Annotated in this window: 24 protein-coding genes; 18 read left to right on the top strand and 6 right to left on the bottom strand. The window is 36.3% G+C overall.

All coding sequences use genetic code 11. The features are described from left to right. The first annotated feature begins 2 nt into the window (after positions 1–2). From JHT90_RS11845 to JHT90_RS11760, 18 genes are all read left to right on the top strand, one after another. Positions 3–377: a hypothetical protein gene (locus JHT90_RS11845; RefSeq protein ID WP_201091207.1), complete on the top strand. Its 375-nt coding sequence runs from the start codon at positions 3–5 to the stop codon at positions 375–377. Further along, complete coding sequence (locus JHT90_RS11840) at positions 377–1,015, top strand: hypothetical protein (protein ID WP_201091205.1); 639 nt, start codon at positions 377–379, stop codon at positions 1,013–1,015. Before JHT90_RS11845 ends, JHT90_RS11840 begins: the two co-directional genes overlap by 1 nt. Further along, positions 1,003–2,184 (top strand): hypothetical protein, encoded by a 1,182-nt coding sequence (locus tag JHT90_RS11835; protein ID WP_201091203.1) that lies wholly within the window; start codon positions 1,003–1,005, stop codon positions 2,182–2,184. Before JHT90_RS11840 ends, JHT90_RS11835 begins: the two co-directional genes overlap by 13 nt. Beyond that, positions 2,178–2,681, top strand: a complete 504-nt coding sequence (locus JHT90_RS11830) for a hypothetical protein (protein WP_201091092.1) — start codon at positions 2,178–2,180, stop codon at positions 2,679–2,681. Before JHT90_RS11835 ends, JHT90_RS11830 begins: the two co-directional genes overlap by 7 nt. A gap of 9 nt (positions 2,682–2,690) precedes the next feature. After that, positions 2,691–3,128, top strand: a complete 438-nt coding sequence (locus JHT90_RS11825) for a hypothetical protein (RefSeq protein WP_201091201.1) — start codon at positions 2,691–2,693, stop codon at positions 3,126–3,128. Beyond that, positions 3,125–4,405, top strand: a complete 1,281-nt coding sequence (locus tag JHT90_RS11820) for a hypothetical protein (RefSeq protein WP_201091198.1) — start codon at positions 3,125–3,127, stop codon at positions 4,403–4,405. The genes JHT90_RS11825 and JHT90_RS11820 overlap by 4 nt, the downstream gene beginning before the upstream one ends. A gap of 71 nt (positions 4,406–4,476) precedes the next feature. Then, entirely contained in the window at positions 4,477–4,887 is a 411-nt protein-coding gene (locus JHT90_RS11815) for a Rho GTPase-activating protein (RefSeq protein WP_201091197.1), read from the top strand. A 5-nt stretch (positions 4,888–4,892) separates the two neighbouring features. Then, complete coding sequence (locus tag JHT90_RS11810; RefSeq protein WP_201091089.1) at positions 4,893–5,852, top strand: hypothetical protein; 960 nt, start codon at positions 4,893–4,895, stop codon at positions 5,850–5,852. Positions 5,853–5,944: 92 nt separating this feature from the next. After that, positions 5,945–6,889: a hypothetical protein gene (locus tag JHT90_RS11805; protein WP_201091196.1), complete on the top strand. Its 945-nt coding sequence runs from the start codon at positions 5,945–5,947 to the stop codon at positions 6,887–6,889. Beyond that, positions 6,882–7,238 carry a hypothetical protein gene (locus JHT90_RS11800; RefSeq protein WP_201091195.1) on the top strand — a complete coding sequence of 119 codons (357 nt, stop codon included), beginning with the start codon at positions 6,882–6,884 and terminating at the stop codon, positions 7,236–7,238. The genes JHT90_RS11805 and JHT90_RS11800 overlap by 8 nt, the downstream gene beginning before the upstream one ends. A 17-nt stretch (positions 7,239–7,255) precedes the next feature. Beyond that, positions 7,256–8,701, top strand: a complete 1,446-nt coding sequence (locus tag JHT90_RS11795; protein ID WP_201091194.1) for a hypothetical protein — start codon at positions 7,256–7,258, stop codon at positions 8,699–8,701. 267 nt (positions 8,702–8,968) lie between these two features. Next, a complete protein-coding gene (locus JHT90_RS11790; protein ID WP_201091083.1) occupies positions 8,969–9,541 on the top strand; it encodes a hypothetical protein in 573 nt (190 codons plus the stop codon). Next, a complete protein-coding gene (locus JHT90_RS11785; protein ID WP_201091081.1) occupies positions 9,538–9,993 on the top strand; it encodes a hypothetical protein in 456 nt (151 codons plus the stop codon). Before JHT90_RS11790 ends, JHT90_RS11785 begins: the two co-directional genes overlap by 4 nt. Before the next feature lie 8 nt (positions 9,994–10,001). Beyond that, a complete protein-coding gene (locus JHT90_RS11780) occupies positions 10,002–10,298 on the top strand; it encodes a hypothetical protein (RefSeq protein WP_201091193.1) in 297 nt (98 codons plus the stop codon). A gap of 228 nt (positions 10,299–10,526) precedes the next feature. Next, positions 10,527–10,682 carry a hypothetical protein gene (locus tag JHT90_RS11775; protein WP_201091191.1) on the top strand — a complete coding sequence of 52 codons (156 nt, stop codon included), beginning with the start codon at positions 10,527–10,529 and terminating at the stop codon, positions 10,680–10,682. A 110-nt stretch (positions 10,683–10,792) separates the two neighbouring features. After that, the gene (locus JHT90_RS11770) at positions 10,793–10,951 is read left to right on the top strand and encodes a hypothetical protein (protein WP_201091189.1); all 159 of its coding nucleotides are present in this window, start codon (positions 10,793–10,795) and stop codon (positions 10,949–10,951) included. Continuing rightward, positions 10,948–11,649 carry a hypothetical protein gene (locus JHT90_RS11765; protein WP_201091188.1) on the top strand — a complete coding sequence of 234 codons (702 nt, stop codon included), beginning with the start codon at positions 10,948–10,950 and terminating at the stop codon, positions 11,647–11,649. The genes JHT90_RS11770 and JHT90_RS11765 overlap by 4 nt, the downstream gene beginning before the upstream one ends. Positions 11,650–11,811: 162 nt before the next feature. Continuing rightward, positions 11,812–12,276 (top strand): hypothetical protein, encoded by a 465-nt coding sequence (locus JHT90_RS11760; RefSeq protein WP_201091187.1) that lies wholly within the window; start codon positions 11,812–11,814, stop codon positions 12,274–12,276. A 46-nt stretch (positions 12,277–12,322) separates the two neighbouring features. Here JHT90_RS11760 and JHT90_RS11755 read toward each other — a convergent pair whose 3' ends face one another. The 6 genes from JHT90_RS11755 to tssI form a co-directional block, all read right to left on the bottom strand. Beyond that, the gene (locus tag JHT90_RS11755) at positions 12,323–12,829 is read right to left on the bottom strand and encodes a thermonuclease family protein (RefSeq protein WP_201091186.1); all 507 of its coding nucleotides are present in this window, start codon (positions 12,827–12,829) and stop codon (positions 12,323–12,325) included. 46 nt (positions 12,830–12,875) lie between these two features. Continuing rightward, positions 12,876–13,202 (bottom strand): hypothetical protein, encoded by a 327-nt coding sequence (locus JHT90_RS11750; RefSeq protein ID WP_201091179.1) that lies wholly within the window; start codon positions 13,200–13,202, stop codon positions 12,876–12,878. A 302-nt stretch (positions 13,203–13,504) separates the two neighbouring features. After that, positions 13,505–14,530, bottom strand: coding sequence for an SEL1-like repeat protein (locus tag JHT90_RS11745; RefSeq protein WP_201091178.1), 1,026 nt, complete (start codon positions 14,528–14,530; stop codon positions 13,505–13,507). After that, positions 14,514–17,864 carry a hypothetical protein gene (locus JHT90_RS11740; RefSeq protein ID WP_201091176.1) on the bottom strand — a complete coding sequence of 1,117 codons (3,351 nt, stop codon included), beginning with the start codon at positions 17,862–17,864 and terminating at the stop codon, positions 14,514–14,516. Before JHT90_RS11740 ends, JHT90_RS11745 begins: the two co-directional genes overlap by 17 nt. A 2-nt stretch (positions 17,865–17,866) precedes the next feature. Beyond that, positions 17,867–18,733, bottom strand: a complete 867-nt coding sequence (locus JHT90_RS11735) for a DUF4123 domain-containing protein (protein ID WP_201091173.1) — start codon at positions 18,731–18,733, stop codon at positions 17,867–17,869. Further along, positions 18,709–20,934, bottom strand: coding sequence for a type VI secretion system tip protein TssI/VgrG (gene tssI / locus JHT90_RS11730; RefSeq protein ID WP_201091172.1), 2,226 nt, complete (start codon positions 20,932–20,934; stop codon positions 18,709–18,711). The genes JHT90_RS11735 and tssI overlap by 25 nt, the downstream gene beginning before the upstream one ends. Positions 20,935–21,199: the final 265 nt, after the last annotated feature.

Below are 21,199 nucleotides of genomic sequence, written 5' to 3'. Positions count from 1 at the left end.
TAATGTCTATAGCAACTATTACCGTATTACCACCAGTGGGTAAAGAAAAAGTAGTTATTTGTTTGGAATCAGGGCATTCAGCACTTGTTGAAAAAAAAGGCGGCAAGGGAACAGATATTAGCTCACGCTTCCAGCAAAAAGCAGCGTTGATGGGCTGTATTATCAAAAATATGGTAGAAATTAAGCAAGAAGATAAGCCTAATAAAGATCAGGTAATTACTTCTATTGTGGAAGCCATTAAGAAATTACAACCTGATGAATATAACAGTGCTGGTTATCCTAATCTTGATGCAGTCACTAAACATGCTGGCTTTAAAGTGAGTTCGGCTCAATTAAATAAAGCATGGGCAGCTTTCCAAGAAGAGGCCACACAGTAATGAAAGCTTGCGAACTCGTTAAAGTTTATCGAGAAGAAGAAAAGGACACTCAAGCACCTTACTTTACCAGTGATTTTATGTTGGTAAATTATCTAAACGATGCTTTAACTGAGTTTGCAAAAAAAACAATGTCGTTCTACGACTCAACAAGTGCATTAACTCAACTCTATGTAGCTGTTGGGCAGCATATTTTACCTTTTGATCAACGTATTTTAGAGATCAAAAATGCTATTGTTAGAGAAACTGGGGATAATCTTCGTATTATCTCTGCTAATGTAGCTGATCCTAACCCCTATTCATTATTACTGAATAGCGAAGCAGGGGAAATGATCCTAACTAAAAAATACCATTATCCAGTTAATATCCAGTTAAGAGTCATTAGAAAACCACTTAAACGATTAACTTTAGAAGATATTAATCAAGCAATACCAGACATTGATGAAGAAGATTATCGTGTATTACTGCATTACATTAAGTATTCAGCCTTTAGTGTTGCTGATGCTGACATATTTGATCCTAATCGAGCCGCTACTAACTTAGCTTTATTTGAACAAAAATGCCAACAAATTAAAGACCAAAATTTACGTAGACGTTCAGCTATTCAACCTATAGCTATGGAGTGGATATGGAACGTGTAATTAATTGGTCGTTAGGATCAAATAATGTGACAGCCATTGAACGATTACCAGATGGCTTTGTACGAAGCATTGTTAATTTAGATGCTGGTGATTTACTTAGTTTACGTACTGGCTTTGAAAAAGTATTAGCAGGAAAAAATATCAGAGCATTATTTAGCATTGGCAATGATTTAATCATTGTCGATGGTGATCAGCTAATTTGTTTTGATACATTAACAGGTACTTCAGATACATTAATTAATGTGCCTGAGAATGGAACTGTAGCTGGTACGTTATTTAACGAGCAGCTTTATCTTATTATTGCCAACCAATCTTATCGGATTAAAGGCCGAGTAGTTAAGCAATGGATAATTGCTAATCCTAAATTCAACATAACATTAGGATCAGGTAATTTACAGGGTGGACGCTATAAGATAGCAGTGACTAGCAATGGCGAAGGGGGCGAAGAATCAGGTGCAGATATTTATTTTATAGATGTACCTGATAATAGCTCTATTCAAATTAACAGTAACATTAGAAGCAACGTTTACGCCACTGAACAAAATTCAGAGATTCTATATTATCAAGGTATTGCTGATGATAGTTATACCATTCTTAACATTGAATCAGATACTAAACGTCTTGCTACTGGCAATATGTATCCCTTCCCTTATGTCACCAACCTAGTTAATTATCATGGTGTGATTATTGGTAGTATCGACAACTACCTGTATTTCTCAGCACCTTTTATGCCTCATTTAATTAGAGCAGATAGAGGATTCTTACAGTATCCATCACCTATTAGCATTATCGCACCTGTAGCAGATGGTATTTATGTAGTAGCAGATAAGACATACTTTATATCCAGCCTCGAAAACGACCAAATAAACCAAGTCAAAGTATCTGATACAGATGCAATCAAAGGTACATATACCCCATTACCTGATGGGCGTGCTGCTTGGTTTTGTCGTTATGGACAAGTGGTCGCTGGTATGAGTGGCGAACTAGCAACTCCCAACAAAGGTATCTATGCCCCAGAAGTCAAGGCATCAGGTGCAGCAGGGTACTTAGAACACAATGGACGACAACTTATTGTTAATTCATTAGATAAAAATAGTCATGCTGATAATAACCTTGCCATTGGTGATTATTGGGAAATTGAAATAGATGGCGAGGTATGCACATGTTAGACCGTATTGTATTAGATGGTTTTGTATGGGAGTCAACAGTCTACGACAAACAAGGCAATATCGTGGATCAATGGCAAGAACATAACCTGATCCCCAATGAAGGTGTTGCTTTCTTAATGCGTTCTCCTTTTGGTGATGCACCACCTATTAGTAATTTTTATTGCGGTATCTTTAAGGGTAACTATGTGCCAACTGCTGCTTCTAAAGCTGCTGATATTCCCAATATAGGAGAAGTAATCAGCTATCAGGAAACTAGCCGCCCTTTATGGAATAAATTATTTGATAGCAATAATACCTTTTCAAATATCAGTAATCCAGCCATCTTTACCTTTGCTGAAGAACAAACGATCAATGGCTATTTCTTAGTATCCAGTGACATTAAAGGCTCTAGTAATGGCATTTTATTATCCATTGCAAGGTTATCTACGCCAAAAACCGTTTCAGAAGAACTAAAGGTTAAAACCAGACTTTCTTATTTATCAGGTACAAGTTTATAAGGTGACACTATGATTAAAATTTCAAAAGCATTAGCACTGCAAATAGGTAGTACATCCTCATTAAAAGAGGCTATCGACAATACTGTATTACGCCTCTTTGCAGGTAATGTACCAGATACCGCAGATGATTCTATTGGATCAGCCACTATGTTAGTAGAGATTAGGGCATCTGATGGTTCACCGCTTCAATTTGAAGTGGACTCATTAGGGCGAGTGATTAAAAGCAGTAATCAACAGTGGAATGGAACAGCCATCAATACGGGGCGTGCAACGTTTTATAGATTGGTAAAAGAATCTGATACTAACGGTGTAGCGACAACCGAAGTCAGAATACAGGGAACAGTCAGTGATATGGGCGCAGACTTAACTATTACCAACCCTGATATTACAACAGGTGCAATTATCCCTATTGGGTCAGGTGGTTATTACTTCCCAACGATTGCATGAACAAATTAATTAAAACAGGTATTTATTCTTATATTCCTAAAATACCTGCTGAAGTTGGTAGACCTGCTTTTTGTAGAGTGGAATATAAGCTACATACAGAAATAGTCTTTGAAAATGGTACAGTACGCTTTGTGTCCGAGTATCGACCAGAAACCGTATGCTACCCAGCAATACCTGGCAAACCAGCAGTACCTTCACAAGAATCTGTTAAACCGATGACAGGCTGGAACGCTGGTGCAGTTAGTGTAGTCAGTTTTGCTGATAATTGCCAATTCTCTTTTAATGTGCCACAGAACTTTATAGGTATTATTTGCGGTTTATCTGATGGTAAAGACATAAGAAATTATTACCATGTAGCACATGGCTTTCTATTTAAGGTCAATGAGCTAGATGGTAGTTTGCATAGCTATATTATTGAATCAGGTGTTATAAAACAGATTGTCAATGTAGAGCTAATGTACCGACCACGCTTTATGATCAGAGCTTTATCAGGTGAGATAAGCTACTTTGCTGAAATAGACGGAGAGTTTGAAACAGTCTATAAAAGTAATAACACCATAAAGGGCAATATCTTTGCAGAATCTACCCTCTATATGATTAATGACTTTGTTGATAATCCTGAATTTATCAGCATTGATAATAATCTCGCTATAGCAAAAATAACAATGACTGGTGGCTTTTCCAATATTGATAGTAATTTACTTAATGGCGTGATGCCAGCATTAACAGGCGAGTTAGATGTAGGTAACTACTTTTTTAATCCACTTAATTTAAAGGGTAATTTCTTTCAAGAATTTTATGGTGGTTTTGAATCAGCTATACCTATCCAGACAGAACCCTTTACCAGTGATCCTTCACCACCAATACAAATAGGTGTTTTTCTTGGCATGATGCCAGCTCTTGTTCAGCTACCTATGCTAGCTATTAATGGTGGTGTAGCTGATCTAGCTTTAACACCTATTCCTCTTCGTAATATGATCATGTCGGATAGGAAATACTATGCTGAGTTTATAAACCAATTACCACTACCAACGGGATCATTTACCAGTAGTAACGAGACAGGCGACACCATAGACTTACAAGAATATATCGTTATCAATACCGAACAAACTACCGACAGCATAACCGTTCTATTATTTACTGAAACCATTGAAATACAAGATAGCATAGAGGTTGCTTTAGTATTTACCATTGATGGAAATGAATCAATTTATATTAATGAACAAATTGATTTTGCTACCACTTTGCAACTCCTGTTTGAAGAAAAATCAAATTAATTAGCCAAGTTTCACCACAGGATACTAAAAATTACCAGTATGCAGTCAATGTCGCTAATTTCGCATTATCTTTGTATGACAACTTTGATTTTACATCTTTCGCTAATTGTAATGGTGTTACCTATGGCATTAAGTCAGATGGCCTCTATCGCCTAACGGGTATTACCGATAACGGACAACTAATCAATGCCGAACTAGATATAGGCGCAAAAGACTGGGGAATGCCTAATATCAAACGTGTTTCATCTGCTTATCTTGGTATTCGTAGTGATGGTGATGTGTATTTAAAAGTCGTGGTAGATGACAAACATACCAACGTTTACAGATTCGAGGATACTCAAAGCCAGCGCAGAACCTTTATGGCCAAAGGTGTGGCAGGGCGATATTGGCGCATGAACTTAGTATTAGAAGATATAACGTATGCAGAAATAGATAGCCTTGAATTTGAAGTGGGCTTATCACAGCGTAGAATTAGAAGGTAGTTAAAATGGCTGTTACAGTAGATACAGTATTAAATAGCAACATGCAAACTGTTAGCGAAGGCATCAGTCAAGCCAGACAAACAGCTAGCAGAATACGATTTTCTGATTATTTGGGCAATGTCAGCAGACATAATCTATCTTATCAATTTAATAAACCTTATATACCACCACCTTCTTTATCTATAGATGACCTTATTCCTGATGGGTTAGATAATGATTTTATTAAATGGCTAGATACTGAAGCAGAGAAGCTTATAGATAAATACTTCCCATTGCTCAAATGCTGCCTAAGAACATTACCTGAAGAATGGCTATGCAAAGTGATTTCAGGCGAAGACCCGTATGGCAACAGTGAACAAGTGTTTAGGGCAGTGTGGAATCAGGCAAGGGATAATGCTTATAAAACGGCTCACATAGAGAAAAATCAAATCTATGCTGAATTCTCTAGTCGTGGCTTTACTCTTCCTATGGGTGCAATGGTATCAGCCATTGCCCAAGTAGAAGAAAATGCCAGTGATACTATTTCAGTAGCCAATAAAGAAATCATGATCAATGAGATCAATGTCAAACTCGATTTACTCAAATTTGCAGTAGAACAGGCGATTAATTTAAAAATTGCCCTATTAAAAGCAATGGCTGATTTCTATAAATTATTCATGGATATGCCTAACTATCAAACCAGAATAGCCGAAGCCAAAGCCAATATCTATAATGCTTACTACAGAGCATTAGGCAGTTACTATGATAATGAACTGGGTTTTGAGCGTTTAAAACTAACGGCTGCCACCGCTCAATTGGATGCTGGTAATACCTACGAAAAACTTAAAATAGATGCTTATCGTCCTGATCCTTCCTTTAATCCAGCCGTAGCTAGAGCAGCAGAGTCTTTTGCACAAATAGCTGCTGCTGCCTCCAATGCCAACTCTATTCTTGTGGCACAAATGGAGACCGTATCTGATGATTAGACCCGTAGAATTATCGTTATTTTTTCAAAAAGATACATGATCAATTATTATTATTGTTATTAACAGACCCTTTCAACGGTGCGATTCTCAAAATGGGTATTGTTGAAAGAATTATCTTAGATTTTGCTCATACGCCCTATGATACAGTAGTGAGTGGTGAACCATACCCAAAATATAATAGTACATACAGTTATACTTTTGTTATCCATGACGATTATCTACATTTTATGTGTTTTGACTATGGTGGTGCAGGAACGATAACGGATAAATATAAAGCAAGAATTAACTGGATTACTGATAATGATATAACTATTGGAGCTTATAAAAACTCAATCGTACACGCCAAACATAGCAAAGGATTCAATACCTCTTCTATTTGTGGTATCCCTAATTTATATGGATACTTTAAAACAAATCGAATAGATAAAACCTTATCTTTAGAGGATGTTAATAATAATGTTATTCGCTATATCTTACCTGATGAATATTATCCTCAAAGTTATTTTAATGCAGTTATTACAGATACAGGTATGCAGCTGGCATTATTTACTTTTAAAGACAATGGCGATGGTATCTTATTAGATAACCAAAAGCTTAATAGTGGTGGTTTAAAAGACAATGAACAATTTACTTATGCAGGACAACAAATTTTTAAAGGGTTGATACCTTTTGAAAGTACTGATTACTTAAATATTATCTACCCTGCTAATGAATGGGCTATAAAACAAAATACCAGTGGCTATATTGCTACTGTTAAAAATATGGGCTTTCGTAGAAGTTTAGTATTACCTGTTAATGAAGAAAGCTGTTATGTGCTATGGAATGGTAGAAATCCTACCTCATGGGATAGACAACTATTTTTTATTAATAAGTCAGACAAAACTGAGCTAACCAAGCCTGATTTGCCAAGCCTATACCCTGAGTTGGGCATTAATTATTTTGGTTCAGCAGCCCACCAATCGTATGAAATTTACTACGATACCACCAATGGATTTTGGAAAGAGTTCGTGTATTCAGAGGAACTGATAGATGAGTAAATACTTACATTCGTTATCTATCGCCTCAGTCAGTGGTCAAAAATATGCTTCCTATTTTAAAAACAGGGCTAAAACATTAGATTATAGTAATGCTCTGTACATGAATCATTTTTATAAAGGCTATATAGGGAAAAGCATAAAATCAGGACAATTTATTAATACCAAAGTGATTGATAGCAATGTATGTTTAGTTGGCATACTGGCTACCTTTAACGAGGTTCAGTGGTTACAACAACAAGCAGAAACCCATGTAATAGAACTAAATACAGGGCGTGATGTGTTTAACCCCAATGTAAAAAATAAAATAAAAGAAGGTTCTATAAAAATCAAAAGAGAACCTAAAAATTAGGTTATTTATATTACTCTTTGGGTAGTGAAAGCAGTGAAAAACCCTATGTTGAATATAGGGCTTCAGCAGTAGAGCGATCTATTATTTCAGTCAGTGAAAATATCAGATATAAAGATAATAATACAGGCTCACTAGATGGCTGGAATGATGCTGATAGCTGGCCTGATGGTTACAAAGGTGCAAAACGCTCAAGGTGTTGGAGTTATTTTTTTATTGAAAGAGGCATTGCAAGAAAAGAGCTAAAAGGCAATGGCTACTTGGGTAATTTAGCGATGACAATTTTTGAAAACTCAAATACATTAAAACAATTAGATATATCCATTGCTCAAAGAAAGCCAAGAGGCGGAGCGTTATTACCCTATATAGCAATAGGTGGCAGCTATGCAATGGCTTACAACTCACTTAGAATTATGGGCGGTGTTTGTTTTTGTGAAAATCCTAACCCTGAGATACTAAAAGAAACATCGACCAGTATTACCTATAAAGATTATTATGCTGGTTATGGACAAGCGGCGTTGTTTATTTTTGTACTGGATACAAGAAATGGCTCATATACACCTATAAGACTACAGGTAACGCCAACTCACTCTTCAGAAGAAGCATTTTTTTATTTAGAAAAATATGAAGAAAATGCTGATAAATGGCGTGATGCGGCATCATTGATAAGCGTACCACCAAAAGAGGGTGGTAAATGGCTTGGCTATTTACCTAATCTACTAGGGCAGCCATTAATAGTAGGTACAAGTAAGGGATTCGCCATCTATCTATCAGGTGTTCGTAGTCACTATAGTGAAAGAACAAGTACGAGTGGTGGTGGAACCTATAATGTTTATGACTCACAAACGGCAGTGTTAAGAGTTTATTTTAAACTACGTGAAGATGGGGCATTAGCCTTTGAAGAAACCAAAGTGATTGAACATGATGCTTCTGGTAACTCACAGACGAGTAAAAAGTTTGGTGGTACTGATGGTGCATTCTGGAATATATACCATACCCTTTGGGCTGATACAGTTGGCGATAAAGAAATTGTATTAGTGTCTAATACTCGACACAAAAGATATGATGAAGCGGCGGCAAACTATGCAGGGGAAAGTTCTATAGAAGATATGAATGATCCTGATACCAATTTGGAAACCTTCTTCCATCTCTATATTGATGGAAAAATATATAAATTTGATACTGCAAAATTAAAGTTTGGGGCAAACTTAATTTCAGAAAATGATACTACCTATCGTCACCATAAATATTTATGGCTTTATGCAGATATTTTTCCTATAACATGGGGTAGAAAGTATGGCACGGTCATTAGTGATACTGAAGTATTATTTTGTTTTAGGTCTTACCCCAAGCATGAAGAAAATCTACTGGTTAAATTTGATATTGAAACACAGACCTTTGAAGTCCTCAAAAGGACACCTAAAGCAGATGGTGATATTGTGGCTACCTGCTACCAGAAAAAGTAACCGATAAGAACGGTAAAGAGATTATTCCAGCAGGGATTATCTACAGAGTGGGAACGCAGGGAAAAAGTGGCAAAGTTTATATTTCTAAAGACTCAGCTAAAACTTTTCATAAAATTATAGACAGTCCTTATACCGCAGGGGAGGACTGTATTTTTAGGCAATGAGTTCTATGCAATCAATTATAGTAATGCTTTTGCAGACAATAATAACAAAAAATCTTGACAAGACCATAAAGGGACATAATTTTATCCTTAAAAGAGGATAGCTATGACACAACCAATAGATATAACCATACAACAAGGTAAAACCTTTAATTATGGATTTAAACTAGCTGATAACGAAATAGTTTATAGACCTATTTCAGAACTTATTAGTAAAGCACCTGTTCGTCTCTTAGTAAAAGATCATGGTATTCCTGATAATTGGCCTGTGACTATTAGCTGTGTCAAAAATCCTTTTGAGTTAAATACAGAATGCCCTGTAATAGCTATGGTTATAGATAAAGATATTATTGAAATCAACCAAATGACAGTCTGTTGCAAACGTCCTTATTTAGGAAATGGCATGATTTCTTACTATAAACCTTATGACTTAACAGGATTTACAGCAAGAGCAAGCATTAGACCCCATATCAACAGTAAAGAAATATTTTATCAATGGGATCAGGTTATTGTAGATGCTCAAAACCATGTAATTATCTTACAAATTCCTGCGGAAGTAACAGCAACGTTTTGTTGGCGTAATGCTATCTATGATATAGAAGCTATTGCTCCTTCAGGTGAAGTGTTATCAGTAGTTAGTCCAAGTAGCGTAACTATTGAACCAGAGGTCACGCGATGAAAGTAATTGATGCGGATAATACCTCTCAAATCGTGGTTAATAATACAATCACAAAACAACCACACATTGTCATGGCTGGTATTAGAGGGGCAGCAGGTAAGGATGGTGATACCGATCTGTTGACAGTGAATGCAGGGCAAACTATTTCAGCTTTAAAAGTAGTCTATGTAAAAACAGGTAAGGCTTATCAACTCGATAGTTCAGACAGTGACAATATATTCTTTATTGCAGGTATAGCAGTAACTGGAGCTATGCAAAATAATCCTATAAAAATTAAAAGACAGGGTGAACTAACAGACCAATCTTTTAACTTTAATTTAGATAGAGTTTATTTAGGGGTAGAGGGTGCATTGACTCAAACACCTTTAAATAAAGGTTATTGTGTACTTATTGGTACAGCAATAGCAGACAAAACAATTTTATTAAATATCCAAGACCCCATTGAATTATAGGTAGGTAAATGATGGCAGTACAAAAGATTTTAACATTAGTAAATGGTGTACGTAAGTTAGTGAGTGCAATTACGATCAGTACAGGTGCGGCTGATGCAGGAAAAATCCCTGCGTTAGACAGTGAAGGTAAACTGGATGTTTCAATGCTACCTGATACTACCGAAACACCTGATATTATTATGGCAAGTGAAGCGATTAGTGCAGGATCATTTGTTAATATCTTTGAGGATAGCGGTACAGCCTCTATTCGGATGGCAGATAATTCTAATACTCGACCAGGGAGGGATTTATTAAAGAAGCGGTAGCTTCAGGCGAGACAGTAGCCGTTTATCCATTAGGCACTGTTAATGCTGCATTATCAGGATTAACCATTGGTTCACGCTATTATTTAGGTACAACAGGACAAATTGTTACTACGCCTTTAGACCCTAACACTAATGATGGGAAAATTCATCAATATGTGGGAAAAGCAAAATCTGCTACCGAATTAATGACCATTCAAGAAGATTATACACAACTATAAGGTGTTTATTATGGCAGATGAAAAGAAAAAGCCACTGGTTCTAGGAACGGCTAATAATGTTATTGCACAAGCCAAAGATACAGAAGTAGACAGTGTATGTATTGCCTACGAAAGAGAAAATCCTGAACGTAGTACAAGGGTAGCAGGTAGTATTCCCTATTTTTAGATCGTCAAATTAAATGGAATATAGCAACAGAAGTGCCTCCTGATGGAACGGGTGAGCATTTAGAAGGCTATCTTATTTATGACCCTAATCCCTACTGGAATTAGTTGATTATGATACTTGTAAAACTAGCTTGGAATAATGCCTATCATAAAGTAAATAAAATTATTTTAAATCTTAATGGCAAAATGCACGAAGTAAAAAAGGGTGTTATTAATATAGGGATTGGGGTAGAAAATATCAATTTTTCCCATTGCCAGATGGAAATTTGAAAGATGATCAGCTTTATCATAATCCAGTCGATCAAACGTTATACAATATTACCTTGTCCAGTTTATTTGATATGAGTAAATTGTCTAAAAATTTTGTATTAGTGAATGAAGGCATAATAGGCTCACAAGATATAACTAAACCAGCCTTATTAATTGATGATAACTTTCCTGATGGTAGCATGGTCATTATTTTAAATGTTGGATACATTGTTGGTAAAGGCGGTCATGGTATCCCACCATTAGTAGGGGGGAAAGCCTATAATGGTGGTGATGCTATTCGTAACCTTTATCCTCTTACTACTATTGAAAACTATGCCGTCATTGGTGGTGGTGGTGGAGGTGGTGGTACTGCTAGAGGTTTTAGAGTAGTTGGCAATAACCAGATTACAGTAGGTCTAGCTCATGGTGGTGGCGGTGCTGGTGAAGAAATAGGTACTACACCTGCTGGTAATGGTGCTATTGATGCTACTATCGAAGAAGGTGGTAAAGGTCAAACGCTCGCTAATGGATATACTATTGCAGGGGGCAAGGGCGGTGATCTAGGGCAAAATGGCTCTTTAGGTTCTGTGGTGGGATTAGCTGGTGATGGTTCTCAAGTAGGACTTGCTGGCTATGCTATTTCCTATCCGAATGATTCGGTTAAGCCTGAATATATTGAGCAAGGGGTAACTCATGGAAATATTGGTATAAAAATATAATACCATATTTCTATTTTAATCTTTAACTATAACAAATTATCATTGTAAATAATCACTTCTTTTTGCTAGCTTTACGGAACTTCCAATGAACAATGTCTTGTTAAGCTTGCGAAGTTAAGGGATTATATAGATTAAATTAATCAATAATATTAAGGCGATTATATGGGATTAGATCATGAGTTTATATTGCTAGATAAGAAAAACTATCCTCTTGATATGAGTTTCAAGGCTATGCTCAAAACTTACGATACTATTAGGCGTGGTGCTGTAACGTTAGACGATGATTTAATATGGTATATGAGAGATACTTTATTATGGATTCCTGCTTATTCTGAAGGGGATAATACAGGGTTGAATTTGTATGGAATTACGAAAATCACAAAGAATCAAGCAAAGTATTTACAAAATATTGTAGATTCGTGGTTAGCACTTTTTTCTATTGCACCAGAAGAAGAGTTAAATCTAACTGGCTGTTGGGTTACTGACGAAGAGAGTGAGGATGGTGGATATTACGAAAAACTAATATATAAAAAAGATTACATTTTACAAAAGCTTAAAGCTATTAGTGAAATGTCAGAAGTTGTTACGCTAGACGAGGGTTTTTACATTTTACATTTTGGTATTTAAATTAGACTTGTATAGGTAGTCTTTGGATATACATGTAATAGAGAAGTTATTTTCTCTTGCTCTTTCTAAACTCCCACGGGGCTATAGCTTTTTGAGACCATAAGCCTATTTTATTATTTTTGGCGTATTGTTCCATTTTTTCATATTGTTTATTTTTCTTGGCAAAAGGATAATACCAAGCCATACCACTTCTAATCATTTTTAAATTGACATCAGAATAATTTATACAGGTATAAGCTGCTAAATCGCCACCACACGATTTTTTAATTCCAATATATACAGTTCCTAGTGTTCTTTTATATTTATCTTTACCAAAGGTTAAAATACGAACATCCTTATTAAATATTAAGTCAGATAAGGCTTTTTTGGATGCAGTACCGAAGTCTTGTTTATTCTCAGGCGCATCTATCTGATATAGCCTAATCTTATGTTGAACTTTTTCATAAGTTAGGCAAGTAATAGTATCGCCATCAGATATTCCCACAACTTTACAAGTGATAGTATCAGCAAAAGAAAGGATAGGGCAGAGTAAGAGTATAGGTAACAGTTTCATATTATTTGTTCATTTCAAAACAAAGATATTACCATGAATAATCTAATTAATAATGGCTTCCTGCATGTTGGAGATGAACAGTATTATTATCAACTATCCTAAAGGTCACTCTTAGAGACTGGCTTAATCGTATAGACCATGCATCATATCGACGATCTAGGCACTCTAAATTTGCATCTGTACCTAAAGCATCTACAGCAGCACGAGGAGACATTCCTTGTAGATGTATATTGTCTACAAACTCTCTATAAGTATTTATTAAATTAGGAAAACTAGCAAGCTGAGCATCAATAAGTCTATCTCTTCTATCATAATTATCTACCGTCCATCTTGGAGGGGGAGCTTGATTTTGGTTGCGATTATTTCTAGCCATATTTATTCCTTTAATATTTAATCTAACAACAGGTTATTAGAATTATTCTATTTTTATTTAACAAAAGTATATTAGACTAATGTATTAAAATAGATTGTTATCTTTTTAATGGCTTGAAATCTATTAGTTTATATCTAGTATAGATTGATTAAGAGTTAAAAATACTTATGTTTTATTCACTTTCATTATTTCAGGGGTTGATTTTGCCCAACTAGGTAGGGCAATAAATAAACAAAATAACCAAATAATGTTTAGTTTAAGCCGTTTGTTCATTAGTATTTCCTTACCCATATATCCATTATTTAAGGTTTATTTATATCAGTTAATTTATTATTATCATTTCTTAAAGGTGGATGTGTTTTAGCCCATTGTTCCTTTAAAGCATAGCCTTGTTTAATTTGCTCGGTTGTTAAAGGAGGAATATAACGACCATCTATTGTAGTAACGCCTTCTGTATAATATTCTAAGCTTAATAAGGAGTTTATCCCTGAATCTAGTACAAAAGCAGTTAAGGCATAGGCTTTTATGGGGGCTGGTTTAACTCCTAGTTTTTTATAGTCTTTATCACCATTTAATACAGAAATATAAATTTTTACTGCACGGAGATAACTTTTTTCTACTAATTCCAATAGGTATCTTTGAGCTGTAGAGTGGTCGATATAAAAATGACTTTGAAATTTACTGTTATACCCTAAAAATGTATCATATTTTATTTTTAATGAACCATTTGCAATCGCTCTGTCTCTATATTGTCTATACAGTTCTTCTTGCTCTGGCTTGGTGAGTTTATCAAAGGGGGGCTTACCTGAATCTACTTGATAAGTTATATCTTCTTGAGCAGGTAACCAACCTAAATCAGCCGATTTTTTTAACCAATTTAAATCGCCTGTAAATTTATAGTAAAGGTGCATGGCTTCGGGGTCGCCTTGCTTGGCTCGTTCAAGACTTAGTTCAGTCCCTTTCTTTTTCCAGTCAGTTTTATTTGTATTTTCGGTATAACCAAATTGATCCCAAATCGCCCCATCTATACTCAGTTGATACATGGCATAGAGATCACCTTGGTTAGCAGCTTTTTCTAACCATTTACTAGCCATTAAGGGCATGGTAACTTTCATTACAATACCTAAGTAGACCATAGCCTCTACATCGCCTGCTTCGGCAGCTTCTAATAAATAATTTTCTGTGGTTTCATTTAATCGTGATTGTTGATAAAGCAGAATACCTTTTTGTTTGGCTACTTCTTGCTCGGGGGTTAGCTTTGCCCAACTAGGCAAAGCAACTAATAAACTAATTAAAAAAACAAACCATAGTTTATACTGTTTGTTCATTGCTATTCCCTCCTTGCATATTTAAAGCAATCATACGGGTATTACGTTGATCTATAAAGTCATTTAAGGTATAACTATCACTATAAGTAGATTTAAAAAGTAGCTTAAATTTATTATGAAAATATTCTTTAGCGTCTTTACTTCTAGTTTCTAAATCTTTATATTTTATAATTTCATCTCTTGTTCTTACATTAGTGTTATTTTCTGTTATTTGTCGCTCCATAGTTGCATTAATTAACTTAATATTATTATAGTAGTTGGTGTTATCCGCATCTTCTGCCCATACCTGAGTTTTATCGGGATTAATGGCTTGATAATATTTATCTAAACTACCATTAGTGCCTTCTTCATTCATTCGCAATACCGCTTCCCCAAAAATTGCTTGGGCAGTATTAGGATAAAGCTGATGATCTCGCTCATTCGGTTTTTTACGGGCTAATAACCATTTAATACAATTAGCGATAGCAATTTGTTGATAAGCAATTAATTCTCCAGTCGTCAATTTATCAGAATGATTCATATAAACCTTACTTTGCCATGAGTTATTGCCTTTTAAGTCTTTGGTTAAATGGTAAAATAATGCACCAATCGCTTGCGGATGTAATTCAGCAAACCAGTCTCGAAGTTCATCTTCAAGACCTGAATTAGCTAAGTGGGCTGGCAATACTCCATAATCAACTGTTAGTTGTTTATAGAGTGTTTCTATTTTGCTAATACCTATTGTCCAAGCAAAGGCTAAACTGGCTACTGATCGACCTACTAGCATTAGGGCAGTGGAGAAACGGTAGAAGCTATCACTAATAATAATTTGGTTATTTTCATCTCTGCCTGATAGTAGGTCATCTACTGCTTGCCCCATATCGTCATACCAACCGATAGGGCGGTTATCATTTTTACGGATGCCTTGTAGTACAATGCGAACAATATCAATAGCAGAGGCATAGTCCAGTTCAAAGCTTAAGCTACCTTTAGCACCAATACCATTGGTTAAACCGCCTCCTAAATGGAGCCTAATTTTTTCTCGATTAGCGGTTAGTGCAAACATGGCGTTGCCCCCTGCGCCTACTGTACCAGCCACACCTAATGCAAAGGAAGCAAGGGTTTTATAGCTTGTTTCTTGCAGTGGGTCTAGGTCATCGTTTAGTCTACCTGCTATGGTTTGGTCACCTTGCAGTTGTCTAAGGGTAAGGTCGAGACGTTTCCAAAAATGGCCTTTGGTTCCTTTGGGTGGACACCATTTACATTGTACTGTGCCATTAACGCCTGCCTGTACCCCTGCAAAGAGTTCACCTCCTGCGGAGGCAACTACACCTCTGGATTTTTCTCCTAAGAAGGCAGGTTGTTCTAGTTCTACTTGAAAACGACCATGGCTGGCATTAAGTGATAAATTACCTGATAAAGCTAAACTTGCCCCGACAAAGCCTGAACCTTCTACCACCAGTTTAAAGATAAAGTAACCAAAATCGAGTTCAATGGGTTTTTGGGTTTTATGGTGATTAAATGAAACTACAGGATGAATAGCATTGGCTAGGTTAGGCAAATAAAAAGGACCCAACGAGGCTTTATTGTGGTAGGGTGAAACCACTAACTTAGCATCTACACCGCCTACTGTGAAGTTAGGTAAAGAGGGCGATCGAGTAGAAAATTCAGCCGCATATTCCATAAAGGGTATATATTGTTCAGTATGTTTGGTTAAGAAACGTACCAGTTGTGCGCCATAACCAGGGTCAAAGCCCATTATTTTGTTTAAAAAATCATCTTGGAAGATGGTGTATTGCAGTAGTTTACCCCATGCTTCTCTATCCACGGGGTTGGCTAGCGATTTAACTTGTATTTTTTGGTTGGTTAGGGAGGTATACAGTGCTTCAGGGTCGAATAGCTTTTCTTTGTTAAACCATGTATTACCTTTAATCTCTATAGGTTTACAGCCAAGTTCGGTTAGGTAGATTTCAAAGAGTTCATCTTGGTTGTTGTTAAGATTAACTAAACGTTTTTTTAACTTGGGGTACTCAGCCGCATAGTTGGCTACTCGTTTAAGGAATTGAGGCGCATTTTTGGTGCGTTTAGCTAAATCTTCTATGGAAAATTGGTAGAGGTCTTTTGCCCCTGATTTACTGTTTAATTTTTTGAAGGTGAGAGGGCGTGTAAACTCTCTCATAGACATGGGTGCATTAAGCAATGCCGTATTAGGTTGTGGCTTGTAATCTTCTGGATTCCAAAGTAATAATTTTGGTGGTACAAATTGACTGGCTAGCTGTTCGGCATGGTCTACAAATTTTTGTACATTGCTTTCTATTCGTATCAGTTGTTTTAGCTTTTCGATAAAAGCGGTAGCTGGTACTGAATCACCTATATTGCCTAGAAAGAATTGCCAGTCTGCAAAAAGCTGGCTCATTTGATCAATAACACCTTCTTTTTTATCTGCTTCAGTTTGCATAAAGAAGATACGTTGCATACCACGTTCGACAATATGCTGGCCTTCTTTGGAGGGTGAGCTTTGTCCAAGAGCAAATTCTGGTGTGGCAATCCCCATTGTGGCTAGCTGTAGAATAACAGTGATATGGTTTTTAATTAGTTCATCTAGCTTTTTAATTTCGTCTTGTAATTCTAGTATGACATTGGGTGCAAAGTAGTGCATATAACCAACATTATCCATACCCTGTTTGGTTCTTTGCAGTTGATTGAGTTTGTCAAAAACAGTGGTAAATTGCTTCTTGGTATCTTCATTAGCCATAATCTGCTGTTTGTTTTTGACATATTGTGCAAGCAGTTTTCTTAGTGTGGCTTGCTCAGGAGTATAGAGTTCCCCTTTATCAGCTATATAGCCTTGTTGTTCAGCTATTTGGATGCCTTTACGATCTAGTGTTTCTATTTGTTCTTTGGTTATTTTGTAAGTATAGATAGACTTACCTTCCCACGTATCTTCCCCATACTTTTGAAGTTGCGCAGTAAGCTCTTGATAGCGTTTTTGATCTTCTTCTGGTAGAAAGCTAGCTGGTTTAGGGTTATAAAAGAATTTCATTAGATGGGAAATATCTAGCTTTTCCATAAGTTTGGCTTTTTCTTCAGCCGAAGCACCTAAAATACCTTTGGTATTGGTGTAGAGACTAACGGTTGCATATTCAAGTTCGTAAGAGGCTTGCTTAGTTAATAGCCAAAACTTTTTTTGCATGGGGATATAAATTATATCTTCGTAAACTTTATCGTCTGAGCTACAGCCTGTACCTGTGGTTGCACAAATCGTATCAGTTGATTGGATAAGCTCATAAGGTGTAAGTTGGACTGTTGGTAGTTGTTTGGTTTCCGTTGTATTTTTTTCTTGATCTACTGACATGATTAGTTCCCTTTATATAAGTCTACCAGTTGTTCAACTTTGTCATAATCTGGTAAATCTGCTTGTTGTAGTATCTGTTGCACTTCTGCTATCAAGGCTATATTGGTTTGCTCAATACAGAGTTTGGCTAGTTTTTCCAGTAAGTGTACTTGGTTAATACCTGTTTTAACGATAGTCCTAAAATTTAATAGGGCATTAGATAGTCTATCTTGAGGTATGGTTAGTTGTTGCTGACAACAAGCTTTGCTGAGTAGGCAGTAGAGTTGTACTATTTCGTTAGCCTCTACAAAATCAGCATTTAGATAAACTGGTTCTATTGGTGGAGTAGAGGATTTGTTGATATCTGGAGTTGGTGTTGTCCAGTTAAAAAAGTTTAATTGTGTGTCATTACTATCAGGAGCTAGGGTATAAACCTTTTGTAAGTTGCCCCAAATAGCGGATTGTTGATCGGCCAAACTGAGCTGTAATGTTGTCCAAAATATTGAATCATAGTAACGAGCATAGACTTGGCCTTGTTCTTTACTCTGCATAATAAATAAATATTGTAGATGAGGTAGTATATTGTCATCTTTGGCTTGGATAAATAGTCCACTACGCTCTTGTTGGATATGTTGATAAAGTGAGTCTGTTAGTTGAGTATGATTAAGTTTTATCAGTAAAGGACTTGCTTCTAATAGGTCTGCATGGTCTGTACCCATCACTAGGTATTCAATACTAGCAATTAGCCCAGAGTTACCCCCTTGATAGAAAGCAGGTAAGGTTTTTTCACCACGTACTTTATCCAGTAGAAACCATGTATTCAAATTAGCTTCAAATTGTGGCTTTGCTGATTTAGATTGTGCTATTAAGCGGTTAATGCTTTCTTGCATGGGCAAGCCTCCCCTCTAGTACATGGGGCATTAGCTTGTTTGCCACAAACAGGAATAATCATTGCACCTTGCAAGCTAGCAGTTTGGAAGTTAGGTACTACAGCAGGTGGCCTTGGTTGCAAGCTAACAGGCGGTGCTGTTGTAGCGGCGACCGTATTTGCTTTGCTCATAGGTGGTAGAGGTGTTGCTGGTGTTCCTTCCATTGGTACACCACCTGTCCATACTGGCATGGTCATCCATATACCAGCAGGGTTTAGCACAATATGTTGACCACCAGCTTTAAGTGTAAGCGATAAGCCACCATCAATTACGCTTTGTAAACCTGCTTTTAAATGAATTTCCATCCCCGCTTCAGTGGTTTTAATTGTGCCTATGGTTTCATGTTCTGCCATACCCACTGTTTTATAATCATTCATCATGATTTGGGTTTTACGATCAAATGCGGTAAGGTGATGTTCTTCAGAAAGTTGGTGTTGGTAACGATTCTTTGCTATGGTTTCTGAGTGTTCATTTTGCACCTGAAGGTGACTATTATTTAAAACTTGTACTGTGTGATTATTTTTTGTAAGTTGGTCAAAATCTTTTTGGGATTGTACAAAGATTTGTTCTTGACCTGCTTTATCTTCTATTCTAAGTTCATTGCTACCTACGCCACCTTTGGAACTGGATGTTTTAAAAACACTTCTGGTTTTATTGGCAGGGAGATCATAAGGGACTTTGTTGACACCATTATGTAAAGCCCCTGTTACAATGGGATTATCAATATCACCTTCTAAAAAATCAACCGTTACTTCCATACCTACTCGAGGCACTACCACTGTACCATAACCATCACCTGCCCAGTTACTGGCTACTCTTACCCAGTGTGATGAGTTTTCGTTATAATTTCCTTCACGATCCCAATGGAATTGAATTTTTATACGACCATATTCATCACAGTAGATTTCTTCTCCTGCTGCACCTGTCACAATAGCTGTCTGTGCGCCCAACAGTTTAGGCTTTGGATGTAGTCTTTGTGGACGGTGTGGTACAGCTTGGGGTATAGCTACTAAGCAATTACGATACCCTTGGGCAAATTCATCAAAGGGAAATTGTAGAGCTTTGTTAATTGGGTGTTTGTAGTATTTAAATAAATAGTTAGGTTGTTGCATAATTGCACTAACTTCACTGCCTACCGCTTCTAAAACTTGTGGTTGCCTACCTTGATGGTACACTTGGATAGCTAACCATTTATCACTGCTATCGAGTGTATCTAGCGCAGGAAAATCCGCTACTGTAAAGCAGTAGCCGCTTTTTAGTTCAGGTATATCCGTATAAGCTTCTGCTAGGATATGAAAAGTGCGTAAACGCTCTATTTCTATTTTTGAATAATAGTCACCTCTGGCTTTATTAAGATGGTGCTGTGGGTAATCATAAAATTCTAATGAAGGCTCTTGTGCCTCATTTGCTTTTTTATGTTGCTTACCTTGGGCATTACCTTCAGGGATTTTAGCTGTCTCAAAATTATAATTTCTATAACTAGCCGTTGTAGTAGCAGTCGTTAAATTAACATCTAACCGTTTAAAGACAGGATAATCTGCTATAAAACCTGTATCACTGGCATAGTGAAAAGCATTATTATTACTAGAAAAAAAGTTATTATCATCACTAATTACCATTAAATGATTATCTTGGTTATGTTGGTAATGAATGCTTAAACCTTCTTCTTCACAAAGACGATATAGAAAACTAGCATCTGTCTCTTCGTATTGGCAGCAAAATTCTCTTTTGGGGTATTCTTCTCTCAATTTAAAATTAAAGTCTATCGTCTGCTGCTGCCCATGTTCATTAAGTATTGTTGTAATAATTTCAATAACAGATTTATCTATAAAGGCTCTTTGATTAAAGCGTTTATGCAAATGACTAAATTTAGGAGCTAAAATTACTTTAAATAATGAATAGTCTTTACCTACTGCACCACGCTTAACAAATAAGATATTACCATGCACACCTTGAGACTTATCAGGGGTAAAGGATAAATAAGCAGATTGACTCAGTAATTTAGTTATATCATAACGTAAATGATTTGAGACAAGCGTCACTTCAAAAATATATTCACTATTTAAACCTTCTATACCATCAAAAGCTAAAACTTGAAGATTATTATTAGAAATACCTTGTACATCAAAATAGAAATGTGTTTCGTTAGCTGTGTGAAACATAATAGGTACATCCTTATTTATTATTAAATTAAAGCCCTACAACAGCATATAAATATGGGGGCGAGTTATGGACGGGTTGAACGACCGCAAGAGAACAAACGGCACACTCGAAAGTGTCCCGCCCATAACCCGCCATAAAAGCGGACACAACAAAACACTAGATAAGCATTAATTGTATCTATGGCGGTAGTTCTCTTAAATGAGCGTTCAAACCCATACCCTAACGATTTAGCTAGAGCGCGTTAATTAAACATTATGTCCATAT

Source organism: Entomomonas asaccharolytica (genome assembly GCF_016653615.1).
In the GTDB taxonomy this organism is placed as follows: Bacteria; Pseudomonadota; Gammaproteobacteria; order Pseudomonadales; family Pseudomonadaceae; genus Entomomonas; species Entomomonas asaccharolytica.
This window is presented reverse-complemented; position numbering and strand designations above follow the sequence as displayed.

Excerpts from the sequence above, each read along its gene's own strand:
- JHT90_RS11825 (WP_201091201.1), top strand. The coding sequence starts at position 2,691 with ATGATTAAAATTTCAAAAGCATTAGCACTGCAAATAGGTAGTACATCC.
- JHT90_RS11770 (WP_201091189.1), top strand. The coding sequence starts at position 10,793 with ATGATACTTGTAAAACTAGCTTGGAATAATGCCTATCATAAAGTAAAT.
- tssI (WP_201091172.1), bottom strand. The coding sequence starts at position 20,934 with ATGTTTCACACAGCTAACGAAACACATTTCTATTTTGATGTACAAGGT.
- JHT90_RS11820 (WP_201091198.1), top strand. The coding sequence starts at position 3,125 with ATGAACAAATTAATTAAAACAGGTATTTATTCTTATATTCCTAAAATA.
- JHT90_RS11805 (WP_201091196.1), top strand. The coding sequence starts at position 5,945 with ATGGGTATTGTTGAAAGAATTATCTTAGATTTTGCTCATACGCCCTAT.
- JHT90_RS11750 (WP_201091179.1), bottom strand. The coding sequence starts at position 13,202 with ATGGCTAGAAATAATCGCAACCAAAATCAAGCTCCCCCTCCAAGATGG.
- JHT90_RS11760 (WP_201091187.1), top strand. The coding sequence starts at position 11,812 with ATGGGATTAGATCATGAGTTTATATTGCTAGATAAGAAAAACTATCCT.
- JHT90_RS11830 (WP_201091092.1), top strand. The coding sequence starts at position 2,178 with ATGTTAGACCGTATTGTATTAGATGGTTTTGTATGGGAGTCAACAGTC.
- JHT90_RS11735 (WP_201091173.1), bottom strand. The coding sequence starts at position 18,733 with ATGCAAGAAAGCATTAACCGCTTAATAGCACAATCTAAATCAGCAAAG.
- JHT90_RS11755 (WP_201091186.1), bottom strand. The coding sequence starts at position 12,829 with ATGAAACTGTTACCTATACTCTTACTCTGCCCTATCCTTTCTTTTGCT.
- JHT90_RS11845 (WP_201091207.1), top strand. The coding sequence starts at position 3 with ATGTCTATAGCAACTATTACCGTATTACCACCAGTGGGTAAAGAAAAA.
- JHT90_RS11780 (WP_201091193.1), top strand. The coding sequence starts at position 10,002 with ATGATGGCAGTACAAAAGATTTTAACATTAGTAAATGGTGTACGTAAG.
- JHT90_RS11840 (WP_201091205.1), top strand. The coding sequence starts at position 377 with ATGAAAGCTTGCGAACTCGTTAAAGTTTATCGAGAAGAAGAAAAGGAC.
- JHT90_RS11835 (WP_201091203.1), top strand. The coding sequence starts at position 1,003 with ATGGAACGTGTAATTAATTGGTCGTTAGGATCAAATAATGTGACAGCC.
- JHT90_RS11785 (WP_201091081.1), top strand. The coding sequence starts at position 9,538 with ATGAAAGTAATTGATGCGGATAATACCTCTCAAATCGTGGTTAATAAT.
- JHT90_RS11775 (WP_201091191.1), top strand. The coding sequence starts at position 10,527 with ATGGCAGATGAAAAGAAAAAGCCACTGGTTCTAGGAACGGCTAATAAT.
- JHT90_RS11740 (WP_201091176.1), bottom strand. The coding sequence starts at position 17,864 with ATGTCAGTAGATCAAGAAAAAAATACAACGGAAACCAAACAACTACCA.
- JHT90_RS11810 (WP_201091089.1), top strand. The coding sequence starts at position 4,893 with ATGGCTGTTACAGTAGATACAGTATTAAATAGCAACATGCAAACTGTT.
- JHT90_RS11790 (WP_201091083.1), top strand. The coding sequence starts at position 8,969 with ATGACACAACCAATAGATATAACCATACAACAAGGTAAAACCTTTAAT.
- JHT90_RS11745 (WP_201091178.1), bottom strand. The coding sequence starts at position 14,530 with ATGAACAAACAGTATAAACTATGGTTTGTTTTTTTAATTAGTTTATTA.
- JHT90_RS11800 (WP_201091195.1), top strand. The coding sequence starts at position 6,882 with ATGAGTAAATACTTACATTCGTTATCTATCGCCTCAGTCAGTGGTCAA.